General features: G+C 49.8%; 17 protein-coding genes and 1 pseudogene. 4 read left to right on the forward strand and 14 right to left on the reverse strand.

Annotation, left to right across the window (positions count from 1 at the left end; all coding sequences use genetic code 11):
* Positions 1-47: 47 nt before the first annotated feature.
* The 7 genes from VF724_RS13110 to VF724_RS13140 form a co-directional block, all read right to left on the reverse strand.
* Positions 48-470: a PaaI family thioesterase gene (locus VF724_RS13110; protein ID WP_371754706.1), complete on the reverse strand. Its 423-nt coding sequence runs from the start codon at positions 468-470 to the stop codon at positions 48-50.
* Between the two features lie 12 nt (positions 471-482).
* On the reverse strand, positions 483-1,733 hold the full coding sequence (locus VF724_RS13115; RefSeq protein WP_371754707.1) for a beta-ketoacyl-[acyl-carrier-protein] synthase family protein: 1,251 nt from the start codon (positions 1,731-1,733) through the stop codon (positions 483-485).
* A gap of 54 nt (positions 1,734-1,787) precedes the next feature.
* Positions 1,788-2,567: an enoyl-ACP reductase FabI gene (fabI, locus tag VF724_RS13120; protein WP_371754708.1), complete on the reverse strand. Its 780-nt coding sequence runs from the start codon at positions 2,565-2,567 to the stop codon at positions 1,788-1,790.
* A 156-nt stretch (positions 2,568-2,723) separates the two neighbouring features.
* Positions 2,724-4,025, reverse strand: a complete 1,302-nt coding sequence (locus VF724_RS13125; RefSeq protein WP_371754709.1) for a TRAP transporter large permease — start codon at positions 4,023-4,025, stop codon at positions 2,724-2,726.
* 20 nt (positions 4,026-4,045) lie between these two features.
* The gene (locus VF724_RS13130) at positions 4,046-4,561 is read right to left on the reverse strand and encodes a TRAP transporter small permease (RefSeq protein WP_371754710.1); all 516 of its coding nucleotides are present in this window, start codon (positions 4,559-4,561) and stop codon (positions 4,046-4,048) included.
* 30 nt (positions 4,562-4,591) lie between these two features.
* Entirely contained in the window at positions 4,592-5,665 is a 1,074-nt protein-coding gene (dctP, locus tag VF724_RS13135; protein WP_371754711.1) for a TRAP transporter substrate-binding protein DctP, read from the reverse strand.
* A 158-nt stretch (positions 5,666-5,823) separates the two neighbouring features.
* Complete coding sequence (locus VF724_RS13140; protein WP_371754712.1) at positions 5,824-7,566, reverse strand: thiamine pyrophosphate-requiring protein; 1,743 nt, start codon at positions 7,564-7,566, stop codon at positions 5,824-5,826.
* A gap of 195 nt (positions 7,567-7,761) precedes the next feature.
* Between VF724_RS13140 and VF724_RS13145 the strand changes: the two genes are divergently transcribed.
* Complete coding sequence (locus VF724_RS13145; protein ID WP_371754713.1) at positions 7,762-8,655, forward strand: LysR family transcriptional regulator; 894 nt, start codon at positions 7,762-7,764, stop codon at positions 8,653-8,655.
* A gap of 10 nt (positions 8,656-8,665) precedes the next feature.
* Here the strand turns inward: VF724_RS13145 and VF724_RS13150 are convergent, their stop codons facing one another.
* From VF724_RS13150 to VF724_RS13170, 5 genes and pseudogenes are all read right to left on the reverse strand, one after another.
* The gene (locus VF724_RS13150; protein ID WP_371754714.1) at positions 8,666-9,922 is read right to left on the reverse strand and encodes a sensor histidine kinase; all 1,257 of its coding nucleotides are present in this window, start codon (positions 9,920-9,922) and stop codon (positions 8,666-8,668) included.
* A 28-nt stretch (positions 9,923-9,950) separates the two neighbouring features.
* A pseudogene (locus VF724_RS13155) lies at positions 9,951-10,484 on the reverse strand (response regulator transcription factor); the annotation flags it as partial.
* A gap of 93 nt (positions 10,485-10,577) precedes the next feature.
* Entirely contained in the window at positions 10,578-11,258 is a 681-nt protein-coding gene (locus VF724_RS13160) for a hypothetical protein (RefSeq protein ID WP_371754715.1), read from the reverse strand.
* A gap of 154 nt (positions 11,259-11,412) precedes the next feature.
* On the reverse strand, positions 11,413-11,637 hold the full coding sequence (locus tag VF724_RS13165; RefSeq protein WP_371754716.1) for a hypothetical protein: 225 nt from the start codon (positions 11,635-11,637) through the stop codon (positions 11,413-11,415).
* Between the two features lie 10 nt (positions 11,638-11,647).
* Entirely contained in the window at positions 11,648-12,319 is a 672-nt protein-coding gene (locus VF724_RS13170; RefSeq protein WP_371754717.1) for a peroxiredoxin, read from the reverse strand.
* Between the two features lie 209 nt (positions 12,320-12,528).
* Between VF724_RS13170 and VF724_RS13175 the strand changes: the two genes are divergently transcribed.
* The 3 genes from VF724_RS13175 to VF724_RS13185 are packed head-to-tail and all read left to right on the forward strand — an operon-like array spanning position 12,529 to position 16,435.
* Positions 12,529-14,148 (forward strand): spore germination protein, encoded by a 1,620-nt coding sequence (locus VF724_RS13175; RefSeq protein ID WP_371754718.1) that lies wholly within the window; start codon positions 12,529-12,531, stop codon positions 14,146-14,148.
* On the forward strand, positions 14,145-15,314 hold the full coding sequence (locus VF724_RS13180) for a Ger(x)C family spore germination protein (RefSeq protein WP_371754719.1): 1,170 nt from the start codon (positions 14,145-14,147) through the stop codon (positions 15,312-15,314). The genes VF724_RS13175 and VF724_RS13180 overlap by 4 nt, the downstream gene beginning before the upstream one ends.
* A gap of 20 nt (positions 15,315-15,334) precedes the next feature.
* On the forward strand, positions 15,335-16,435 hold the full coding sequence (locus tag VF724_RS13185) for a GerAB/ArcD/ProY family transporter (protein ID WP_371754720.1): 1,101 nt from the start codon (positions 15,335-15,337) through the stop codon (positions 16,433-16,435).
* Between the two features lie 73 nt (positions 16,436-16,508).
* Here VF724_RS13185 and VF724_RS13190 read toward each other — a convergent pair whose 3' ends face one another.
* Positions 16,509-17,099, reverse strand: a complete 591-nt coding sequence (locus VF724_RS13190; RefSeq protein ID WP_371754721.1) for an SCO family protein — start codon at positions 17,097-17,099, stop codon at positions 16,509-16,511.
* A 31-nt stretch (positions 17,100-17,130) separates the two neighbouring features.
* Positions 17,131-17,469, reverse strand: coding sequence for a c-type cytochrome (locus tag VF724_RS13195; protein WP_371754722.1), 339 nt, complete (start codon positions 17,467-17,469; stop codon positions 17,131-17,133).
* Position 17,470: the final 1 nt, after the last annotated feature.

Raw genomic sequence — 17,470 nt, forward strand, 5'->3', positions numbered from 1 at the left:
TCCTCTTTTTAACAGCCGTAAAGCAGCTTATCCTTAAGGATCTAACCTTATTGGAGTTCGCCCAATTCCAGTTCTTCACGCTGTTTTTCGTTGAGAATGATCATTTTTGCAACGGAATTCGCTCTTCGCTGCCCGTCTTCACCGGTGATGGCGGACACCACCTCAATCAGACGGCTCGAGCGTTTGACCATACGTCCCGAGACTCTAACCGATTCACCGACAAGTATCGGTTTATGAAACGTTACTTCCAATTTAGCGGTCATCGCAACCAATCCCAGATAATACGGAATATAACCCGCCGCCTCATCCAATAAAGCCGCTGTAATTCCGCCGTGCTGCACATTGGGCCATCCCGCATAATCTTCTGTGCAGCGGTAGTCCGCCACCACTTCGTCTCCTTCCTGTCTAAATTGAATACGCAGTCCGTGCGGGTTATCCGGTCCGCAAACAAAACAATGTTTTATTCCCATCAGTTACTCCCCCTATCGATATCTCGCCCACACCAACGACGCATTTTGCCCGCCGAATCCAAAGGAGTTGCTGAGCGCAAGGCTCACTTTATGATGCCTCGCCTGATGCGGAATCACATCCGGAGGAGCGGACGTATCCGGATGATCACAATTCAGGGTAGCAGGCAGAATCCCCGAATCAAGCGCCATAATAGTGGCCAGGCTTTCCAGCGCACCGGCAGCTCCGAGCAAGTGGCCGACAGCCCCCTTGATTGAGCTTACCGGAATTTTCGCCAGGGCATCGCCGAAGACCTGATGCAGCGCCGCACCTTCCGCAGCATCGCCGGCTGGCGTAGAGGTGGCATGCGCATTAATGTAACCGATATCCGTCGGTTGAACGCCGGTATTTCTTAGGGCACGCTGCATCGCCAGAGCGGCACCCCTTCCCTCGGGATGAGGGGCGGTTTCGTGATAGGCGTCGTTCGAGGTTCCATATCCCTTGAATTCCGCATAAACCCGGGCGCCGCGGCTGACGGCCCGGTCCAGCGGTTCAAGCACCAGGAACGCCGCCCCCTCGCCCATCACCATCCCGGCACGGTCACGGTCAAATGGGCGCGACCACCGGCTGAAGTCATCCGGACCACTTTTGGCCAGCGCCCCCGCTGCATTCAATCCGGCTAACAGAGACGGAGTGAACAGGCTCTCCGAACCCCCGGCCAAAACCACATCCGCTTCTCCGCGCTTCAGCCAATAGCACGCCTCGCCGATTGAATTCGCCGAGGATGCGCAAGCAGTGGAATAGGACATGACCGTTCCTTGAATACCCCAACGGATTGCGATGGCTCCGGCCGCTGCATTAACGATCGATTTCGGGACCAGCCTAGGGCTGATTCTCGCGGAATCGCTGCCGGCCAACAGCCTGCATCCCGCCTCAAGCGTTTGCACGCCGCCGAATGACGTCCCCAAAGCAACTCCGATACGGTCGGGATCAAGATTGCCGAACGGATTTGGTTCATGGGGGCGGAATCCGGCATCCGCAAATGCCTCCGCAGCGGCAATCAGTGCCAAATGAGTATATTTGTCGGTGTCGGCAGCCAATTTTCGGGGCAAATAGTCAGTCGGATCAAAAGCCGGAACAGATGCTGCAACACGAGTCCATTTTCGGTAGCTTTCCGGTTCCGTTAACCGGACGGCCGACTCGCCGGCAATCAATTTTGACCAGAAGCCGGCCGCCCCCATTCCGAACGGAGTTGCTGCTCCGCAACCGGTAACCGCGATTCTCATTTATCAATAAGTTCCTTTCTGTTTGGAGTCGGATATCACCCTATGCTAGAGTCGTTAAACTCCCAAAATATGAAATCCTCCGTCGACATGAAGGTTCTCGCCGGTAATGCCGCGCGAAAGCGGACTTAAGAAAAACAACGTGGCATCCCCAACCTCATCCTGGCTGATATTCCGTCTGAGCGGCGCCCTGCTGGCAATGGTTGAGGACAATTCATTGAATCCGCTTACACCTTTTGCCGCAAGTGTACGGATCGGGCCTGATGAAACGGCATTGACCCGAATTGCGTATTTGCCCAAATCATCCGCCAAATATCTGACGCATGCTTCCAGCGCCGCTTTCGCCGCCCCCATGACGTTATAGTTTTTGACCACCCGAACGGAACCGAGATAAGATTGCGTGACGATGCTCCCGCCTTCCGGCATGAGTGGTTTCGCTTCCCTCGCGACGGCGACCAGGGAATACGCGCTAATACTTTGGGCAAGAAGATAGCCCTCGCGCGACGTCTCGACAAACTCCCCCTTCAGTTCCTCCTTATTGGCAAAAGCAACGGAATGCACGACCCCATCGATCCTTCCGACATGCTGACGGATTTCCGAAAAAGCCGCCCGTATGCTTTCATCGCTGGATAGATCGCACTGAACGACCAGCAAAGGGGATATGCTTGTCTCTTCCAAAAGCATTGACAAACGGTTATAGGATCGCTGTTTACGATAAGTAAAAATCAGTTTGGCGCCGGCCGCGTGCAGGGATTTGGCAATGCCCCAAGCGATGCTTCTTTCATTGGCGACACCCATCACAACGATCGTTTTTTCCGCCAACAATCCGTGTTGCATAAGGGTTCCTCCATAAATTTTAGTACCATTATAATCATTATTTCGGAGTTGGGAAATAAATTTTGTGAAAATTTCTAAATTTACTGAAATATATTTAACGGGCTATGAAACAAAAATCCTGGGGACCCCGGGATTGAAAGCTTATGATGCTTTGAGTCACGAAATCAAAAGCATGGTAATGACAGGAAACTTAAGGATGATCAACACTGCGACCAATCCGCAAAACACATAAGGCCATGCGGCTTTCCAGATGTCGTTCATCGTGATTTCATCCGGAGTGACTCCCTTAATAGTGTACAAGAGCAAGCCGACCGGCGGGGTGAGCAGCGAAATTTCCAAAATGAGCAGCATCAGGATTCCGAACCATACCGGATCGATGTTCATCGTCGTGACAATCGGCATGAATATCGGCAGCGTGATCATCATGATCGACACTTCTTCGATAAACATCCCCAATAAGAACACCACGGCCAGCATTCCAACCAGGATCCATAACGGACTAAGAGGCAAATTTGTCACCAATTGCATCAATTGCTGGGTAGCTCCGCTAAACGCCAGCACTTGGCTGAATGCGGTCGATGCCGCAACGATGATCAGGATCATGGCGGTTACCCGCATGGAGTTCATGATCGACTTTTTGATAACCCCCTTATTCATATCGCCCAAAAACCAGGCAACAAGAAACGAAATCAGCGTTCCTACGGAGGCCGCTTCCGTTGGTGTAGTCAGCCCAACAACGATAGCCCCGACCGTCAGAACAATGACCAGACCCAAGGGAAGCACATTCTTGACGGTTTCCGCCAACAGCTGTCGAAACTCAACATGCTCAACTTCATACGCGGGAGCAAGCTTCGGGTTCAACCAGCATCTGCCGATCGTGTACACGGCATACAAGCCCGCCAGCAAGAGTCCCGGCAGCAATCCGGCAATCAGCAGATTGCCGACATTGATTCCCGCCAAGCTGCCGAAAACAACGGTAAGCGTGCTGGGCGGGATCATCATCGCCAAGCTTCCGGATGCCATGATCGGACCGACAATCATCGACTTGTGGTAATTTCTGCGCTGCATTTCAGGCGTCAGCAGCGATCCGAGCATCGCCGTATTGGCAATGGTAGAGCCGCTGAGACTTGCGAATAAAGCGCCGGACACAACGCTCAGCACACTCAATCTCCCGGGGATTTTCCCGAGCCATTTGTCGATGGTGCCGATTGCCTTCAACGCCAGGCCCGAATTGAAAAGGACTTCACCCATCAGCACAAATAAAGGGACAGGCGTCAGTGTAAACGTCGCAACGGAATCGTAAATGCTTCCGATCAGCTGATTGCTGAAGTTCGGTCCAATCACAAAATACATCCCTACAATATCTACAAGCAAAAACGCGATTGCGATTGGAATGCTGCTGAGAAACGCCAGCAGCAACCCGCCGAAAAACAAAATAACGATCAGCCACCACTCCATGAGTTGCACACCTCTATCGATTATTGTCGAGTCCCGGACCCGTTAAAATGTTTGATCACGTTAAACAAAAAGCTGATTGCCATCAACAAAAATCCCAATGCAATGATCGCCAGCAGGAAGTACTTGGGGGTCGACAAAATATTGATGACGACCTCATGATCGACATAGGCTTTATAAGTGCTGTTGAATCCGTACCATGCGAGCAGCAAACTGACCAGAAAAGATAAGCTGCCGGCGAAAATCTCAATGGCAGCCTTGGCTTTGCCCTTTAATATGTGGGGCAGCGCGTCAACCCTGACATGGCTGTTTTTTCCGGCTAAGTACGGCGCGCCCAGGAAAGTGACGAACAGCAAGCTGTAGGCGCTGAGTTCGGTGGCTGCGGCTACCGCCTGGCCAAACAAATAGCGCGATATCGAAGCGCCGAAAATGACAAGCATCAGCCCCACAATAATGATGCCTCCCATCAGGGCAAGAAAGCCCGACAGGAGGTCATTGATTGAGGAGGCTTTAGCCAGCAGACGCGAAAGTGTCTTCATATCTGCCTGATCCTCCTTGAAATGATATCTTTATTGGCCCAGCGCTTGCTTGATTTTAGGACCGTTTGCCGGATCGGTTTTCATGACGGTATCCCAGACGGATTTATAAGCCATGTCGACATAAGTCTTAGCGGTATTCGCATCCAAAGTGATGACTTGAATACCCTCACCCGTAATTTTCTTGCGGTCGTCCTTGGCCAGTTGATCGAAATGCTGAGCCATGTCCTTTTCGACTTCAATGGAAGCTTGTGTAAAGATATCCTGTACATCCTTGGGCAGGCTGTTCCACTTCTCCAAATTCATCAAGCCGATGCAGTCAACTTGATAAAATCCGGGATCGATGACATATTTGGTCAGCTTATCCCAACCGAAATCGCCGATACCGTAAGCGGGCCAGCCGTAGCCTTCGACTACTTTTCTTTCCAAAGCGCTGTATACCTCGCCTGGAGTCGTTGCGACCGGCGCTGCCTTCAAAGCGGTGACAAAATCCTTATAAGCCGCCGTTACGCGAATCGGAACGCCTTTGAAATCTTCGAGGCTTTTGATCGGTTTAACCGTATAAAGGTGGAAATGCACATCGGGAGCGGACCCTCTGACGATGAATCGCGCATTGGCCTGTTTGAAAATCTCGTTCCAAAGATCAGTTACGCCCTTGTCGCGTTCTTCCTGGGGGGTAAGCTTGGACAGCTTTATTGCATTGGCTGCAGGTACCAACGAATCGGTATATCCGGCAGACAGCCATGCGATATCGATCGTACCGTCCTTCACCGCGTTGATTTGATTCATCGTAGGCACGACCTCAGGACCGCCGATATACTTGATTTGAACTTTTCCTTTGCCAAGCACGTTGACTTTTTCAATCAGAGCGAACAATCCGGCGTTGTCGGCAGTTTTTTGCGGCCATGCTGTTACCGCTTTCAAGACGATTTCTTTTGCGGCCGGGGCCTCTGCTTGCGGGCTTTGCGCCGGTTGACCGCTCTGCGCAGGCTGGGCGCTTTGCGCGGGCTGCGGGCTTTGGGATTGTTGCGCGCTTTGAGATGAACATCCAACGAGTGCAGACAGCAAGATCAAACTCAGAATGAGAAATAAAGTTTTCCTTCTCATAGAAAACGGCCTCCCTTTTGTAATTTTTCATTTGTATTCTACTTCTTAAAGCTACAAGAAACAGAGCCAAGTGTTAGCGCTTCCATATGCGGGTTCAGAATTAGGATCCATCGCCTCCCATTCTCGATCAAACTGTTTATTCCCTATAAAATTTGTCGTTACAGCTTTTCTATCATCACGTTGACGACTGCCGAACGTCCGTCTTTGACATGATCAAGCGCTGTCATCAAGGCCGGCTTTAATTGTTTCGGGTCTGTTACTTTTACTGCAAAGGCATCGCCCGCAGCTTCGGCAATACGCTCCAAACTGGAGTTAGTAGGAAATTCAACGTGAAAATCGGAATTCCTCTTTGCGGCGCCGTCCGGATGCACAGCCAGCGTGGAAAGCTTCGGGGACTTCCAACCGCCATTGTTATAAATTACAGTCAGGAATGGCGTTTTATACTTCTCCGCGACCAATTGAACCGCCGAAGGTACGCTGAATACAAAGGAGCCGTCCCCTGTCAAAGCCACGACCGTTCGATCCGGATGGGCCAGCTTCACGCCGATTGCCGCACCGCCGTGCCACCCCAAAGAGCTTGCTCCGCTGCCGAATAACGTGCCCGGTTCAGTCCGTCGGAGATGCTTCCATACCACACTGTAATTGGATATGGTTTCATTGACAATGATCGTGTCCTTGTCAATAACCTCTCTGATCGTCCTTGACAAGAATTCGGGAGTAATCACGCCGTCAGCAGTCGGCTGTTCCTTGCTTTCCCATTGCTTGCGGATATTGGCGGCGTCGACCGTGACCTGCTTGCGGCGGCGCTCGATCTCATCGGCATCCCATGCAAGCGAATCTAGCTCGGCTTGAATTTGCCGCAAAGCAACGCACGCATCCGCGCGGAAAGCGATTTCCTCCGTATAGTACCAAAGCGGAATCGATTCCTTGAGCGGATCGGAATCAATCCAATACAACCTGCCGTTAGCGGCTCTCCTGGATTTTTGCGGCATCCAGGGAATATCGCAGTCCAGCACGACGACGACATCGGCTTTTTCCAAATACGGATTGACATTGACGAAATCTTCGAAACCCAAATGCATGGGGTGGTCGGACGGAAAATTCATGTAATAAGGGCCCGCTTCCATTACGGGAATGGCCAACCGCTCGCTCAAAGCCACAAGCTCACGGACGGCCTCATGGTTTCTTCCTAAATAACTGGTAATCATTAACGGGAATTTCGCTTGAGCCAGCGCGGAAGCGATTTCACCGGCGTGCTGCGGAGCCAATCCCGAGGGCCTGATCGGTTCCAGCACCCGCGAGGTTTCGCTTTCGGAAGCAATCGGCCGCTCCAGCATCTCGCGCGGAGACATTACATATACCGGGCCGCGAGGCTCCGAGTTGGCAATTTGCAGCGCTCTTTTGACGATCAGATCAATATTGTCGCCCGCATGCAAATCATGATCCCATTTAACATATTCCCGAACGATTCCGCGCTGGTCAAACACATCCTGAAGATAATGGATGAATTCATTGCGGCTGCCCGGCAATTCTCCGTCCAAGGTAACGGGAGAAGCGCCTGAAAAAATAAACACAGGAATCCTTCCGCGCATTGCATTATGAACGGCGCCCCCTAAATTCTGCGTGCCCACATCCACGTGGACCAATACGGCCTGCAGCCTTCCCGTGGCTTGCGTAAAACCGTGTGCGGCGCTTAATGCAACCATTTCATGAGGACAAACGACAACTTGCGGCAGCTTCTCGCCGCGTGCGCGATACTTGGCCCAAGTCTCGATGATCGCTGGGTGATCGCTCCCCAAATTAGCAAATATGTACTCGACACCGGCATCTTGCAGCGTCTGAAACAATAAATCGGAAGCAGTGAATGTACCTTCACCGGTATGTTCCGGTTGAGTCTTCATAGGTAACACCCTTTCTAAGCTAAATGAACGGTAGAAAGACGACTATTCCTGCAGGATAGCAAACTGAATAGTTCGAAAATTAAAAGTTTACATTATGATCGATCTTGATTTGTAGTATAATATCGGAAAAACCACTGTTCAATACTGTTGTATCTATCGTAATCATAGACCAGATCTATTAGCGGGGTGATACTTGTGGAATTCAGGCTATTGAAGTATTTCATCGAGGTATGCGAGGAATTGCACTTCACCAGAGCTGCGGAAAAATTAGGAATCAGCCAACCGACGCTCAGCCATCAAATTCACCTGCTGGAAGATATAATGAACACGAAATTATTCCAAAGATCCGGAAAAAAGGTCTATATCACCCAAGCGGGCAAGATTTTGCTGGAGCACAGCAAACGCATCTTCTATGAATTTGAGCAGGCCCATGCGGAAATCAAAGAATTGCAAGGGCTTTCACGGGGAAGACTCGCTGTCGGGTGTTCCGGCAATCATATATTAACCTCATCCGTCATGAAATTTCATGAGCAGTACCCAGGCATCGAAATCTCGATTATGGACTTGAGCACGGAGGAGACCATTGACAAGCTGTTCAACAATCAACTGGATATCGGCGTGATTTTCCTGACCAAGGAAGATGAACGTTTGGAGTTCATCCCCCTGTTTAAAGAAGAATTTCTGCTTGTCGTCTCCACCGAACACGAGCTTGCGGGATTGGATTCCATTCCGTTTGACGGGCTGCGGTCCATTCCTCTCGCATTAATACCCGACAAATTTTTGATTCGCCAATTTATAGATCAGTACTGCAATGAAATCGGCATAAAGCTGTCGGTCAAGCTTGAGCTGTCGAGCCTCGAATCGCTCCGCCATATGGTCAACGTCAACACGGTGGCCACCATTTTGACCAAATCCTATTTATCGAATTTGAAAGATCCGACCATCAAGTCCATATCAATAGTCGATCCGATCCCCCAAAAGACGGTTGGATTGGTATATCGGAAGGATGCTTTCATCGATTCCACGATGAAAATGTTCGTCAAGCACTTGGTTGAACATTTTGAAACCTATGATTGCCAGTACATTTGAAAAAAACTGATCAAGGATTGAACGGAATAAGGAAATAATAGGAGACACCCCCGTTTTCATTGCGGATCGAAACCTGCGATTGGTGAAGATCGGCAATCCGTTTGACGATCGCCAGACCTAAGCCGAACTGCCCGTTCTTGCCTTTCGTGAAGGGCTGAAACAGCGAATCCTGATCCTGTTCAGGGATGGACGGGCCATCGTTCCATATGCGCAATTCCAGCTTTGTTCCCGAGCCGGTCTGCCGCATTTCCATTGAGATGCGAATAGCCTTCGCTGCATAGCGTATTTGATTATCCAGCACGTTTTCCAGCGCGATGCTCCACTGCTCCGGATCCCCCCGCATATCCGCGTAAATCAGGTTCAATTTCCAGTCCAATTCTTTTCTTCGCCATTTCAAGCGTTCGACCGCTTGTTCGATCAGCGTTTGCCACTGGAATTTCTCGCGTTTGGATCCGTGCTCATCCATATAATCCAATTTCGTCAAATATAATAAATCATGTATCCTTTTTTCCAATCGCTGCGCTTCCTCATCAATGACCTTGACCGAACCCGGCAAATCGCCCTTCGGAAAAATGCCGTCCCCAATCGCTTCGGCATAGCTGCGGATCACCATCACCGGGGTTTTCAATTCATGCGAAATATGCTGCAAAAAGGTTTGCTGCGCTTCATCCTGCTGAACCAGCTTCTCCCTCATCCATTCGATCGAAGAAACCAACTGTCCGATTTCATCCGTTCGGTCGGTAACGACAGGCTCATGCCAATCCCGGTTGGCAATGCGCTTTACGCGTTTGCCGATTTGCACGATCGGCTTGGATACGGAGCGAATCAGCCAGAATGAAGGAATCCAGCTGATGAATAAAATAATCAACAGCAAGGATAGCATTTTTTTGTACAGCTCCTGAACCAGCTGCTTCTGATAGGTATCCCACATGTACGAAAACAAATAAGCTTGCTGGCCGCGCACGTCGACTTTGCTGATCACATAAAAAAGGCTTTCATCTCTGATACGACTGACATATTGCTGTGTATCCGCTTGCTGGCTGAACGCCTGGTTCTGAACCGTCTGGATGAATTGCGGGGGCAAATCGTTCCTCGGAAATATTCTCCCATTCTGCAAAATGATCATGTGCTCCACGGTTCGGATATTTTGACGTTCCTGACCTCTTTCGACCGGATCCTGCATCGGCGCGTTCAACCCTCTGGAAATAAAGGCGCGCTGCGCGTCTTCAATGGTCAAATAGATTTGATTGGTAAAAAAAACTCTCAATGTGGTAGGCACAAAAAGAATGATCATGTTCCCTGGAAAATGCTTGTCCTTGGTTCCTCGCGAATAAAAGCAGGATGTCGAACTCCTTGGAGGTCAGTTCGATCATTCGCTCCGATTCATATACGGTTCGTTTTTTCTCATCCAGCGCATACGGCAATAAATTGAACCTCTCGGATTCTGTCCCATTCGTCCGTTCCTCATAAATCCGTTTCAACAGCTTCCGGGTTCGGATCACTAGCTCCCGCGGCAGAAAAGGCTTGGCCAGATAATCATCGCTACCCATCTCCAAGCCGATAATGCGGTCGAGATCCGCGTCTCTGGCAGAAATAAAAACAACCGGAATCTGCGGCGAATGCGCCTTGATCTCGCGAATCAGCTGAAACCCGTCAATATCCGGAAGCATGATATCCAAAATCCACAAATGCGGCGGATCCGCAATCGCCGCCCGCGCTTCTTCTCCCGTCAGAAACGAACGAACCTGCCAGCCTTCCTTTTGCAAATAAGAAGTGAGCACCTGGTTTAAATTGAATTCATCTTCAACCAAATAGATCTGAAATGTCACCTTGTCCACTCCCTGGCGAAAATGCATTATGTAATAAAGATAAAAAAAAGAGCGTTGGGATGCAATACGCTCTTTTCGGGAAGCTTCAATCCGTTATTGCTTCAGTTGATTTAACTGCTCTGTCAGTTTTTGATTCTGCTGTTTTAGGTGGTCCAGCATTTTCGGAAGCACCGTCTTGACGGCATCGGTATTATTGGAATCGAGCAGCGTTTGGATGGCTTGGTTAAACTGATCATGCAAAGCTTTGTCCGCCTGCATTTGATCCTTCATGCTTGCTTTCGAGTCATTCAGGCCCGCTTTTCCGGCATCTCTCGACTGCTTCATCTGCTCCATCGCCTGCTCTTTCGTGATCTCTCCGCTATCGATTTTTTTCTTTAAATCCTGCATTTGCTGCTGCATCTGTTGCCGGTTCTGCTGGAACTCCGCTTTTTTGGCGTCCTTCAGCGTTTTGATTTGATCCATGATCGATTTTTGTTCGCTGAAGGCCACTTTCCAATCATTCAATTGATCCGGGGTATATTTTTCGGCCAAAAGAAGCATGTACTCTTGGTGATTGACGTCCATTCCGCCCCGTCCTTGCTCTCCTCGCTGCGTCTGATGGCCTTGGAATCCCCTGCCCTTTCCGAACTTCCCGGCAAAGTGATGACCTTGAGCTAGTCCTTGGTCCTGCGCTGCTGTCGAGCTGTTCGCGTCCGACGCCGCGAAAGCTGCGCCGGGAATCGCCACCATCAACGCCAACGTTGCGGGAATCCATATTTTTTTCCAATTCTTCATTCCTCTTTCCTCGCTTTCGATTTCTTTATTTTTACAATTCAAATTATAGCCCAAGATTGTCGTGCAATTATCAAGCAATTATGGGAAATTGTCAAAAGAAACAAAAATCCCGGAGCGCAGGGTGCTTCGGGTCAAATCCATTCGTTTCATTGTTTTATTTATTCAGCATTTCCTTTGCCTTTTCGTTCGCCATGTACGCTCCGTCATGCTCTGCAACAAGTCCGATGCTCAGCATCTCGCGCAGGCTGCTCCGGATTTTGAAAAGCGGTGTCTGGATTTGCTTGGAAATTTGCTCCGCTGTTTTTTCCTGATCTGCAATAGAACCGAGCAGCGCTCTGGCCGATTCGGTCAGCTGTCCGTTTGCATTCACACAAGCCATATCCGTTCACCTATTCCAATGTTTTTTTGCAGAGGTACCAATCAATACATTCTATATTCTTTTCTTTAACTCGTTCGGCTGCCCCTTCCTGAGTGCCCGGCGGAGGCACGATCACCTTGTCTCCCGGACGCCAGTTGGCCGGAGTCGCCACACCGTGATGATCCGTGGTTTGCAGCGATTGAATCAAACGAAGAATTTCATCCATGTTGCGTCCGGCCGACATCGGATAGTAAATGATTGCACGGATGATCTGCTTGTCATCGATCACAAATACCGTGCGGACCGTTTCAGTCTTGCTCTCCGCCGGCATCATCATCCCATATTTGAGAGCCACGTCCTTGTTGAGATCGGCGATGATCGGAAACTCAATTTTAACGCCCATTTTTTCTTCGATGTTTCTGACCCAAGCAATATGCGAATAGACGCTGTCGATACTCAGTCCCAGCAACTCGGTGTTCAGCTCCCGCAATTTCGGAAATATGGCTTGAAACGCCATAAATTCGGTTGTGCACACCGGAGTGAAATCAGCGGGATGGGAAAACAGCACCAGCCAAGAGCCTTTATAATCCTCCAGACGTATCGTTCCATGCGTGGTCGGAGCCTCGAACGAGGGAGCCGGTGAACCTATTCTGGGCAGTGAATGTACCGTTGCGGAAGGTGATTGTTCTTCATAAGTATTCATTTTTTTCCTCCTTGTTTGAATAATGTCGTATGGATGGAATCCGGTTCCTGTTTCTCAGCATATCCATACATACAATTTCAGTGAAATTTTTCATACTTGAGTATTTTTTCACTGTTTCAAGCAGTTATTCAATAAGTTGGCAGCGAATGAATTGTCGATTTTTGGATAAATTATGTTAGAAGAGCATCGGCAAAGGGTGAGCAAGGAAAATGGTTTACAAAAACAAATTCAAACGCGCCAAACAACTGCGTCCGGCAACTAATCATATTGAAGATATTCCCGACCGTGCACTGAAAGACTCGATCGACGCCAATCAGCACGAGCTTGAATCTATCTTATCCAAATGCGCCGATCTGAAAATGAGGAAAATCAAAATTTTTGGCGCGGCTTCTTGCTTGCTCGCCTATTTCGAGGAAATGGTTGACGGCAAGCATCTGGATAACGCGCTGCTGCGGACGCTGATGGTCCCAAGACCTATTGAATCGGTTTCAGCCGCTCAAATCGCCGAAACCTTGCAGGAAGAATTCGTTTCCATAGCGGCAACCAAAGTCATCGAAACGCTTCAAGAGGCTGTACTGCACATCCTCAAAGGGGATACGCTGCTGTTCCTCGAAGGTTCCGCACAATCCCTTGCCGTCAGTATCAAGAACCCGAAAGACCGCGGACTGGAAGAACCAAACACGGAATCTCTGATTCGCGGTCCGCGCGTCGGATTCATCGAGAACCCCCAAACGAATATGTCATTAATCCGCCAGCGGATCCGGTCGCCTCTGCTCAAGATGGAAAAATTCACCGTCGGCTCAATGACCAAAACAGAGGTGATCATCTCTTATCTTGAAAAAACAGCGCCTGAAGCGATCGTCCGTGAGGTCAAGGATCGCATCTCGAAAATTGAGATGGAGAGCGTCCTGGAGTCCGGTTACATTGAAGAAATGATCCGTGACGCCCGGTATTCCCCATTTCCGATCATGCAAATGACGGAGCGTCCGGACTCCGTAGCCGCATCCTTAATCGAAGGCAAGGTGGCCATTATGATCCAAGGAACTCCAATGGTCCTGATTGTGCCGATGACGTTCTGGTCCGCATTTCAAACCGTGGAGGATTTCTATACGAATTATATCTTTTCTTCGGTGCTTCGCTGGTTAAGATATTTGTTTGCTTTTATCGCACTGGTTCTTCCCGCATTTTATATCGCCGTATCGACCTATCATCAGGAAATGATACCAACGAGCTTGGCTTTGAGCATTGCCTCGTCGCGCGAGCTGGTTCCTTTCCCCACATGGATGGAAATGTTCATTATGGAAATCACCTTTGAGGCGCTCCGCGAAGCGGGGATTCGCCTGCCCCGTCCGGTCGGGCAGACGGTAAGCATCGTGGGCGCGCTGGTCATTGGAGAAGCAGCGGTTCAAGCGGGAATCATCTCCGCGCCGATCGTCATTATCGTCTCTATGACGGGGATCGCTTCTTTTCTTATTCCGAATACGAACATGAGCTTAACCTTTCGCTTATTGCGCTTTCCAATGATGTTTTTCTCGGGTATGCTGGGACTTTACGGACTTGGAGCCTCCTTGATCGCCATGTTGATTCATATGGGGAACCTCCGCTCTTTCGGCGTCCCCTATTTAACTCCGGTCGCTCCGTTCGACCCCTCCGGATTGCGGGATGTGCTGGTCCGGGCTCCCTGGTGGACCATGCGCGCTCGTCCGAATTACAATCTCGGTTCAAATGCACTCAACGAATCGAAAACGAACGGGAGCGGAGCTGTATCGGAGTCGGATAATGCCGGCGGCATGTCAGCGAAGCCGGAGCAAGGGGACATAATGAAATGAGATGGATCAAACTCATCCTTCTGTTCTGCTTTCTCAATCTGTCGACCGGCTGCTGGGATCTTGTGGAAATCGACGACCAGGCGCTGGTTATGGCCAGCGGCCTCGATTATGCGGAGAATAATCAAGTTGAAGTCACCCTGCAGTTCGCTCTCCCTGCGGGGATCGCCACCACGCAAGGAGGCGTCGGAAAAACGGTGATGGCCATCACAGAAAAAGGCAAGGACGGTTTAGCGGCTCTGCAAAAGATACAGGAGCAGCTGCCGCGCAAAATCTTCCTCGGACACCGCTCAATCGTGGTGATCGGCGAAAAATATGCGCGGCATGGCATCGAACAGGTGCTGGACGAATTTATGCGGTCTCCCTACAGCCGGTCAAACACTTACATTCTGACCGCGCATGGAACCACTGCCAAGGAATTGCTGCAAACGCCTTTTTTGTATGAGCAAATTCCCGCGATCGGACTCAAAAAAAACCAGCTGGGAGGTTTCAGCCTATCCATCAAGCTGCCCGAATTTTTGAATGCCATTGCTTCATATGGACGGTCGCCCATTACCGGGGCAGTGCGCTTGATTGACAATACGAGCGAAGGCAAGCTTTTTCGAATCGATGAAGTCGCCGTATACCGGGAAAACAAGCTTTCCGGTTTCCTCGCGCAGCGAGAAGCCAACAGTTTGTTCTGGCTGCCGAATGGACCTAAGCATAACGATATGACGATTAAAGTCAAAGAAAAGACCGCGTTTCAAAAAGGAACCATCACCTGTCAAATTTTGCGTCCAAGCGCAAAAATTCATGCTGATATAAAGAAGGGCAAACCTTCGTTTACCTTCGATCTCAAAGTATCGGGGCGAGTGATGGAGAATGATTCGAATCTGGACCTTTCAAGCGTTTCGAATTTGAAACTGGTGGAGAACAAGTTTTCCGAACATATCGAACAATTATCGAGAAGAACCATTCAGCAGCTGCAGCAAAAATTAAAAACCGATGCATTGGGTTTTGGAGAGGTCCTTCACAGAGAACACCCTTATTACTGGAAAAAAATTAAAGAACAATGGGAACAGGATCTATACCCGAATGTTCCCGTCGCTGTAAAGGTTGACGTGAACATTGAACGCATCGGAAGAACCCAGGGGCCGGCCCATTTAAAGCAAAAGGATATTCTTAAATAAGACACTGAGGATGGTTCATTGTGAAAGTTTCGGGCAATCAAATTTTCTGGATGATCACCATTATGGAAACGGGAATGACCATATTGATGACGCTGACCCCCGCGATTCAGGCGGCTGGGCAGGATGCTTGGATGTCGATTATCCTTGCCGATTCGATCGCATTATTCATCGCTTGGATCACAACCAGACTGGGGCTTTTGTACCCGGAACAGAGCCTGATTCAAACCAGCCAGACGATTCTGGGCAAATGGCCCGGCAAAATCATCATGCTCGTGTACTTTCTTCAATGGTATACCATTATGCCGGTCGTTCTCAGGCAATTTACCGATGTGCTCCAAACCCAGAGCCTGCCGTGGACTCCCAAAATCGTCATCATCCTCGTTATGGTAAGCTTGATCATATACGCTACGTATTCCGGCGGCATCGAGAGCATAGGGCGGACCAGCGAGGTGCTGGGCCCCATAACCCTCGCATTGGTCATGCTTGTTTTGCTCGCCAGCGTCAACAACATCCGTTGGACAAACCTGCTGCCCGTCTATGCGGACAGCGGGCTGCCGGCCATCGGCAAAGGCGCGCTTCCCCCGGCCTCCTATCTTGGACACGCGGTGGAGTTCGCGATGCTGGTCGCCTTGATTAACGACCCGCGTAAAGGAGCCAAATCCGCCATTTGGGCCGTTATCGTCGCGAGTATATTCACGCTTCTCACAATACTCATGATCATCCTCACCCTCGGTCCCAACCTTACATCAACTACATGGTACGATTTTTTCGAAATGACCAAAAGAATATCCCTGTTCGGGTTTATTGAAAATTTGGATGCCCTTGTTATGACTTTCTGGGTGGCTGCCGTATTCATCAAGCTGGCTGTCTACTTTTTTATTACCTGCTATGGTACCGCCCAATGGCTGAATGTCCGCAACTGGAAAACAATCATCTGGTTTGCGGCTCCGCTCGTGGCGATCCTTTCGCTTATCCCCCGGAATGTTACGGAAAGCACTGCGTTGTATCTGAACAATTACTGGGTCCCTGTAGTGCTTCCGGTCAATATGATCGGCATTCCCCTCATGCTGTTGATCATCGGAACGGTCAGAAAGAAGCGGCAGAACCGAAAGCCAAATTGAAGCCGGTAATTTTTCGTTACCAAATAAGAACTTATAAATTTGCATCATTGAATTGGCCTCGAAAGAGGTTTATTTATCTTTGCAAAGCCTTGACATCGCTCACGATTTTATCGTAATCGGGCTTAAGTCCGTCATATTTCATCACGATCGTTGCCGTCTGGTCGATCAGGAAAAAGCTCGTTCCGTGAATGACCTGGTCCGATGCCGTATCCTTCTGCACGGCTGTCTTAAAGGTAACTTGGGCAAATGCCTGGATTTTTTCATCGGTATATCCGGTGAGCAGATGCCAATTGTCCTGATTTGCGCCGAATTTGCCGACATAGCTCTTGAGCGCTTGCGGAGTATCCGTTCCCGGATCGACGCTGAACGAGACAATCTCGGCTTTTACCCCGGCTTCCTTCAATTTCTGCTGCAGCTTGGTCATATTGGCGGTCATCGGGGGACAGACCGAGGTGCAGTGCGTATAAACAAAATCGGAAATCCAAACCTTATTCTTCAGGTCGGCCAATCCGAACGATTGACCGTTTTGATCGGTAAATGCGAAGTCCTCCACAGGCCAATTCAGATCATGCGGCTTTCCGCTGCAGGCCGAAAGGATGGCCGACGATATTAAGATAAGCAGCATACCCAGGATTCCTTTGTTGAAGAGACGATGTTTGTTCAAATGCAAGCACCTCATCCTTTCGTGATTTCGATTATTTCAAGGAAGCCAGCCACTCCGCCAACTTCTCTATTTCATCCTGTTTCAAAATTTTATGGAAAGCGGGCATGCCTCCCTTGCCATTCCCGATCACAGCGCTAATTTTCGTCCGGTCCAGGCTTGATCCGATATGCTGGAGATTGGGTCCGACCATTCCGCTCATGTCGGCAGCATGGCAGGAAATGCAATGCTGCTTGTATAAGTCCGCGGCCTCCTGCCAATGCGTGTCATCCAGGACATTCGGTTGGGATGCGGCTTGGGAGCCGCTTGAACAGGCCGTCAATATTCCGAATAATAGAAATGAGGCTACGAGCCCTGCTGCCGTTTTTTTCAAG

Source organism: Ferviditalea candida, assembly GCF_035282765.1.
GTDB classification, from domain to species: Bacteria; Bacillota; Bacilli; order Paenibacillales; family KCTC-25726; genus Ferviditalea; species Ferviditalea candida.

Bases quoted from the DNA above. Each gene is read 5' to 3' on its own strand.
- VF724_RS13110 (WP_371754706.1), bottom strand. From the start codon at position 470: ATGGGAATAAAACATTGTTTTGTTTGCGGACCGGATAACCCGCACGGA.
- VF724_RS13115 (WP_371754707.1), bottom strand. From the start codon at position 1,733: ATGAGAATCGCGGTTACCGGTTGCGGAGCAGCAACTCCGTTCGGAATG.
- fabI (WP_371754708.1), bottom strand. From the start codon at position 2,567: ATGCAACACGGATTGTTGGCGGAAAAAACGATCGTTGTGATGGGTGTC.
- VF724_RS13125 (WP_371754709.1), bottom strand. From the start codon at position 4,025: ATGGAGTGGTGGCTGATCGTTATTTTGTTTTTCGGCGGGTTGCTGCTG.
- VF724_RS13130 (WP_371754710.1), bottom strand. From the start codon at position 4,561: ATGAAGACACTTTCGCGTCTGCTGGCTAAAGCCTCCTCAATCAATGAC.
- dctP (WP_371754711.1), bottom strand. From the start codon at position 5,665: ATGAGAAGGAAAACTTTATTTCTCATTCTGAGTTTGATCTTGCTGTCT.
- VF724_RS13140 (WP_371754712.1), bottom strand. From the start codon at position 7,566: ATGAAGACTCAACCGGAACATACCGGTGAAGGTACATTCACTGCTTCC.
- VF724_RS13160 (WP_371754715.1), bottom strand. From the start codon at position 11,258: ATGAAGAATTGGAAAAAAATATGGATTCCCGCAACGTTGGCGTTGATG.
- VF724_RS13165 (WP_371754716.1), bottom strand. From the start codon at position 11,637: ATGGCTTGTGTGAATGCAAACGGACAGCTGACCGAATCGGCCAGAGCG.
- VF724_RS13170 (WP_371754717.1), bottom strand. From the start codon at position 12,319: ATGAATACTTATGAAGAACAATCACCTTCCGCAACGGTACATTCACTG.
- VF724_RS13175 (WP_371754718.1), top strand. From the start codon at position 12,529: ATGGTTTACAAAAACAAATTCAAACGCGCCAAACAACTGCGTCCGGCA.
- VF724_RS13180 (WP_371754719.1), top strand. From the start codon at position 14,145: ATGAGATGGATCAAACTCATCCTTCTGTTCTGCTTTCTCAATCTGTCG.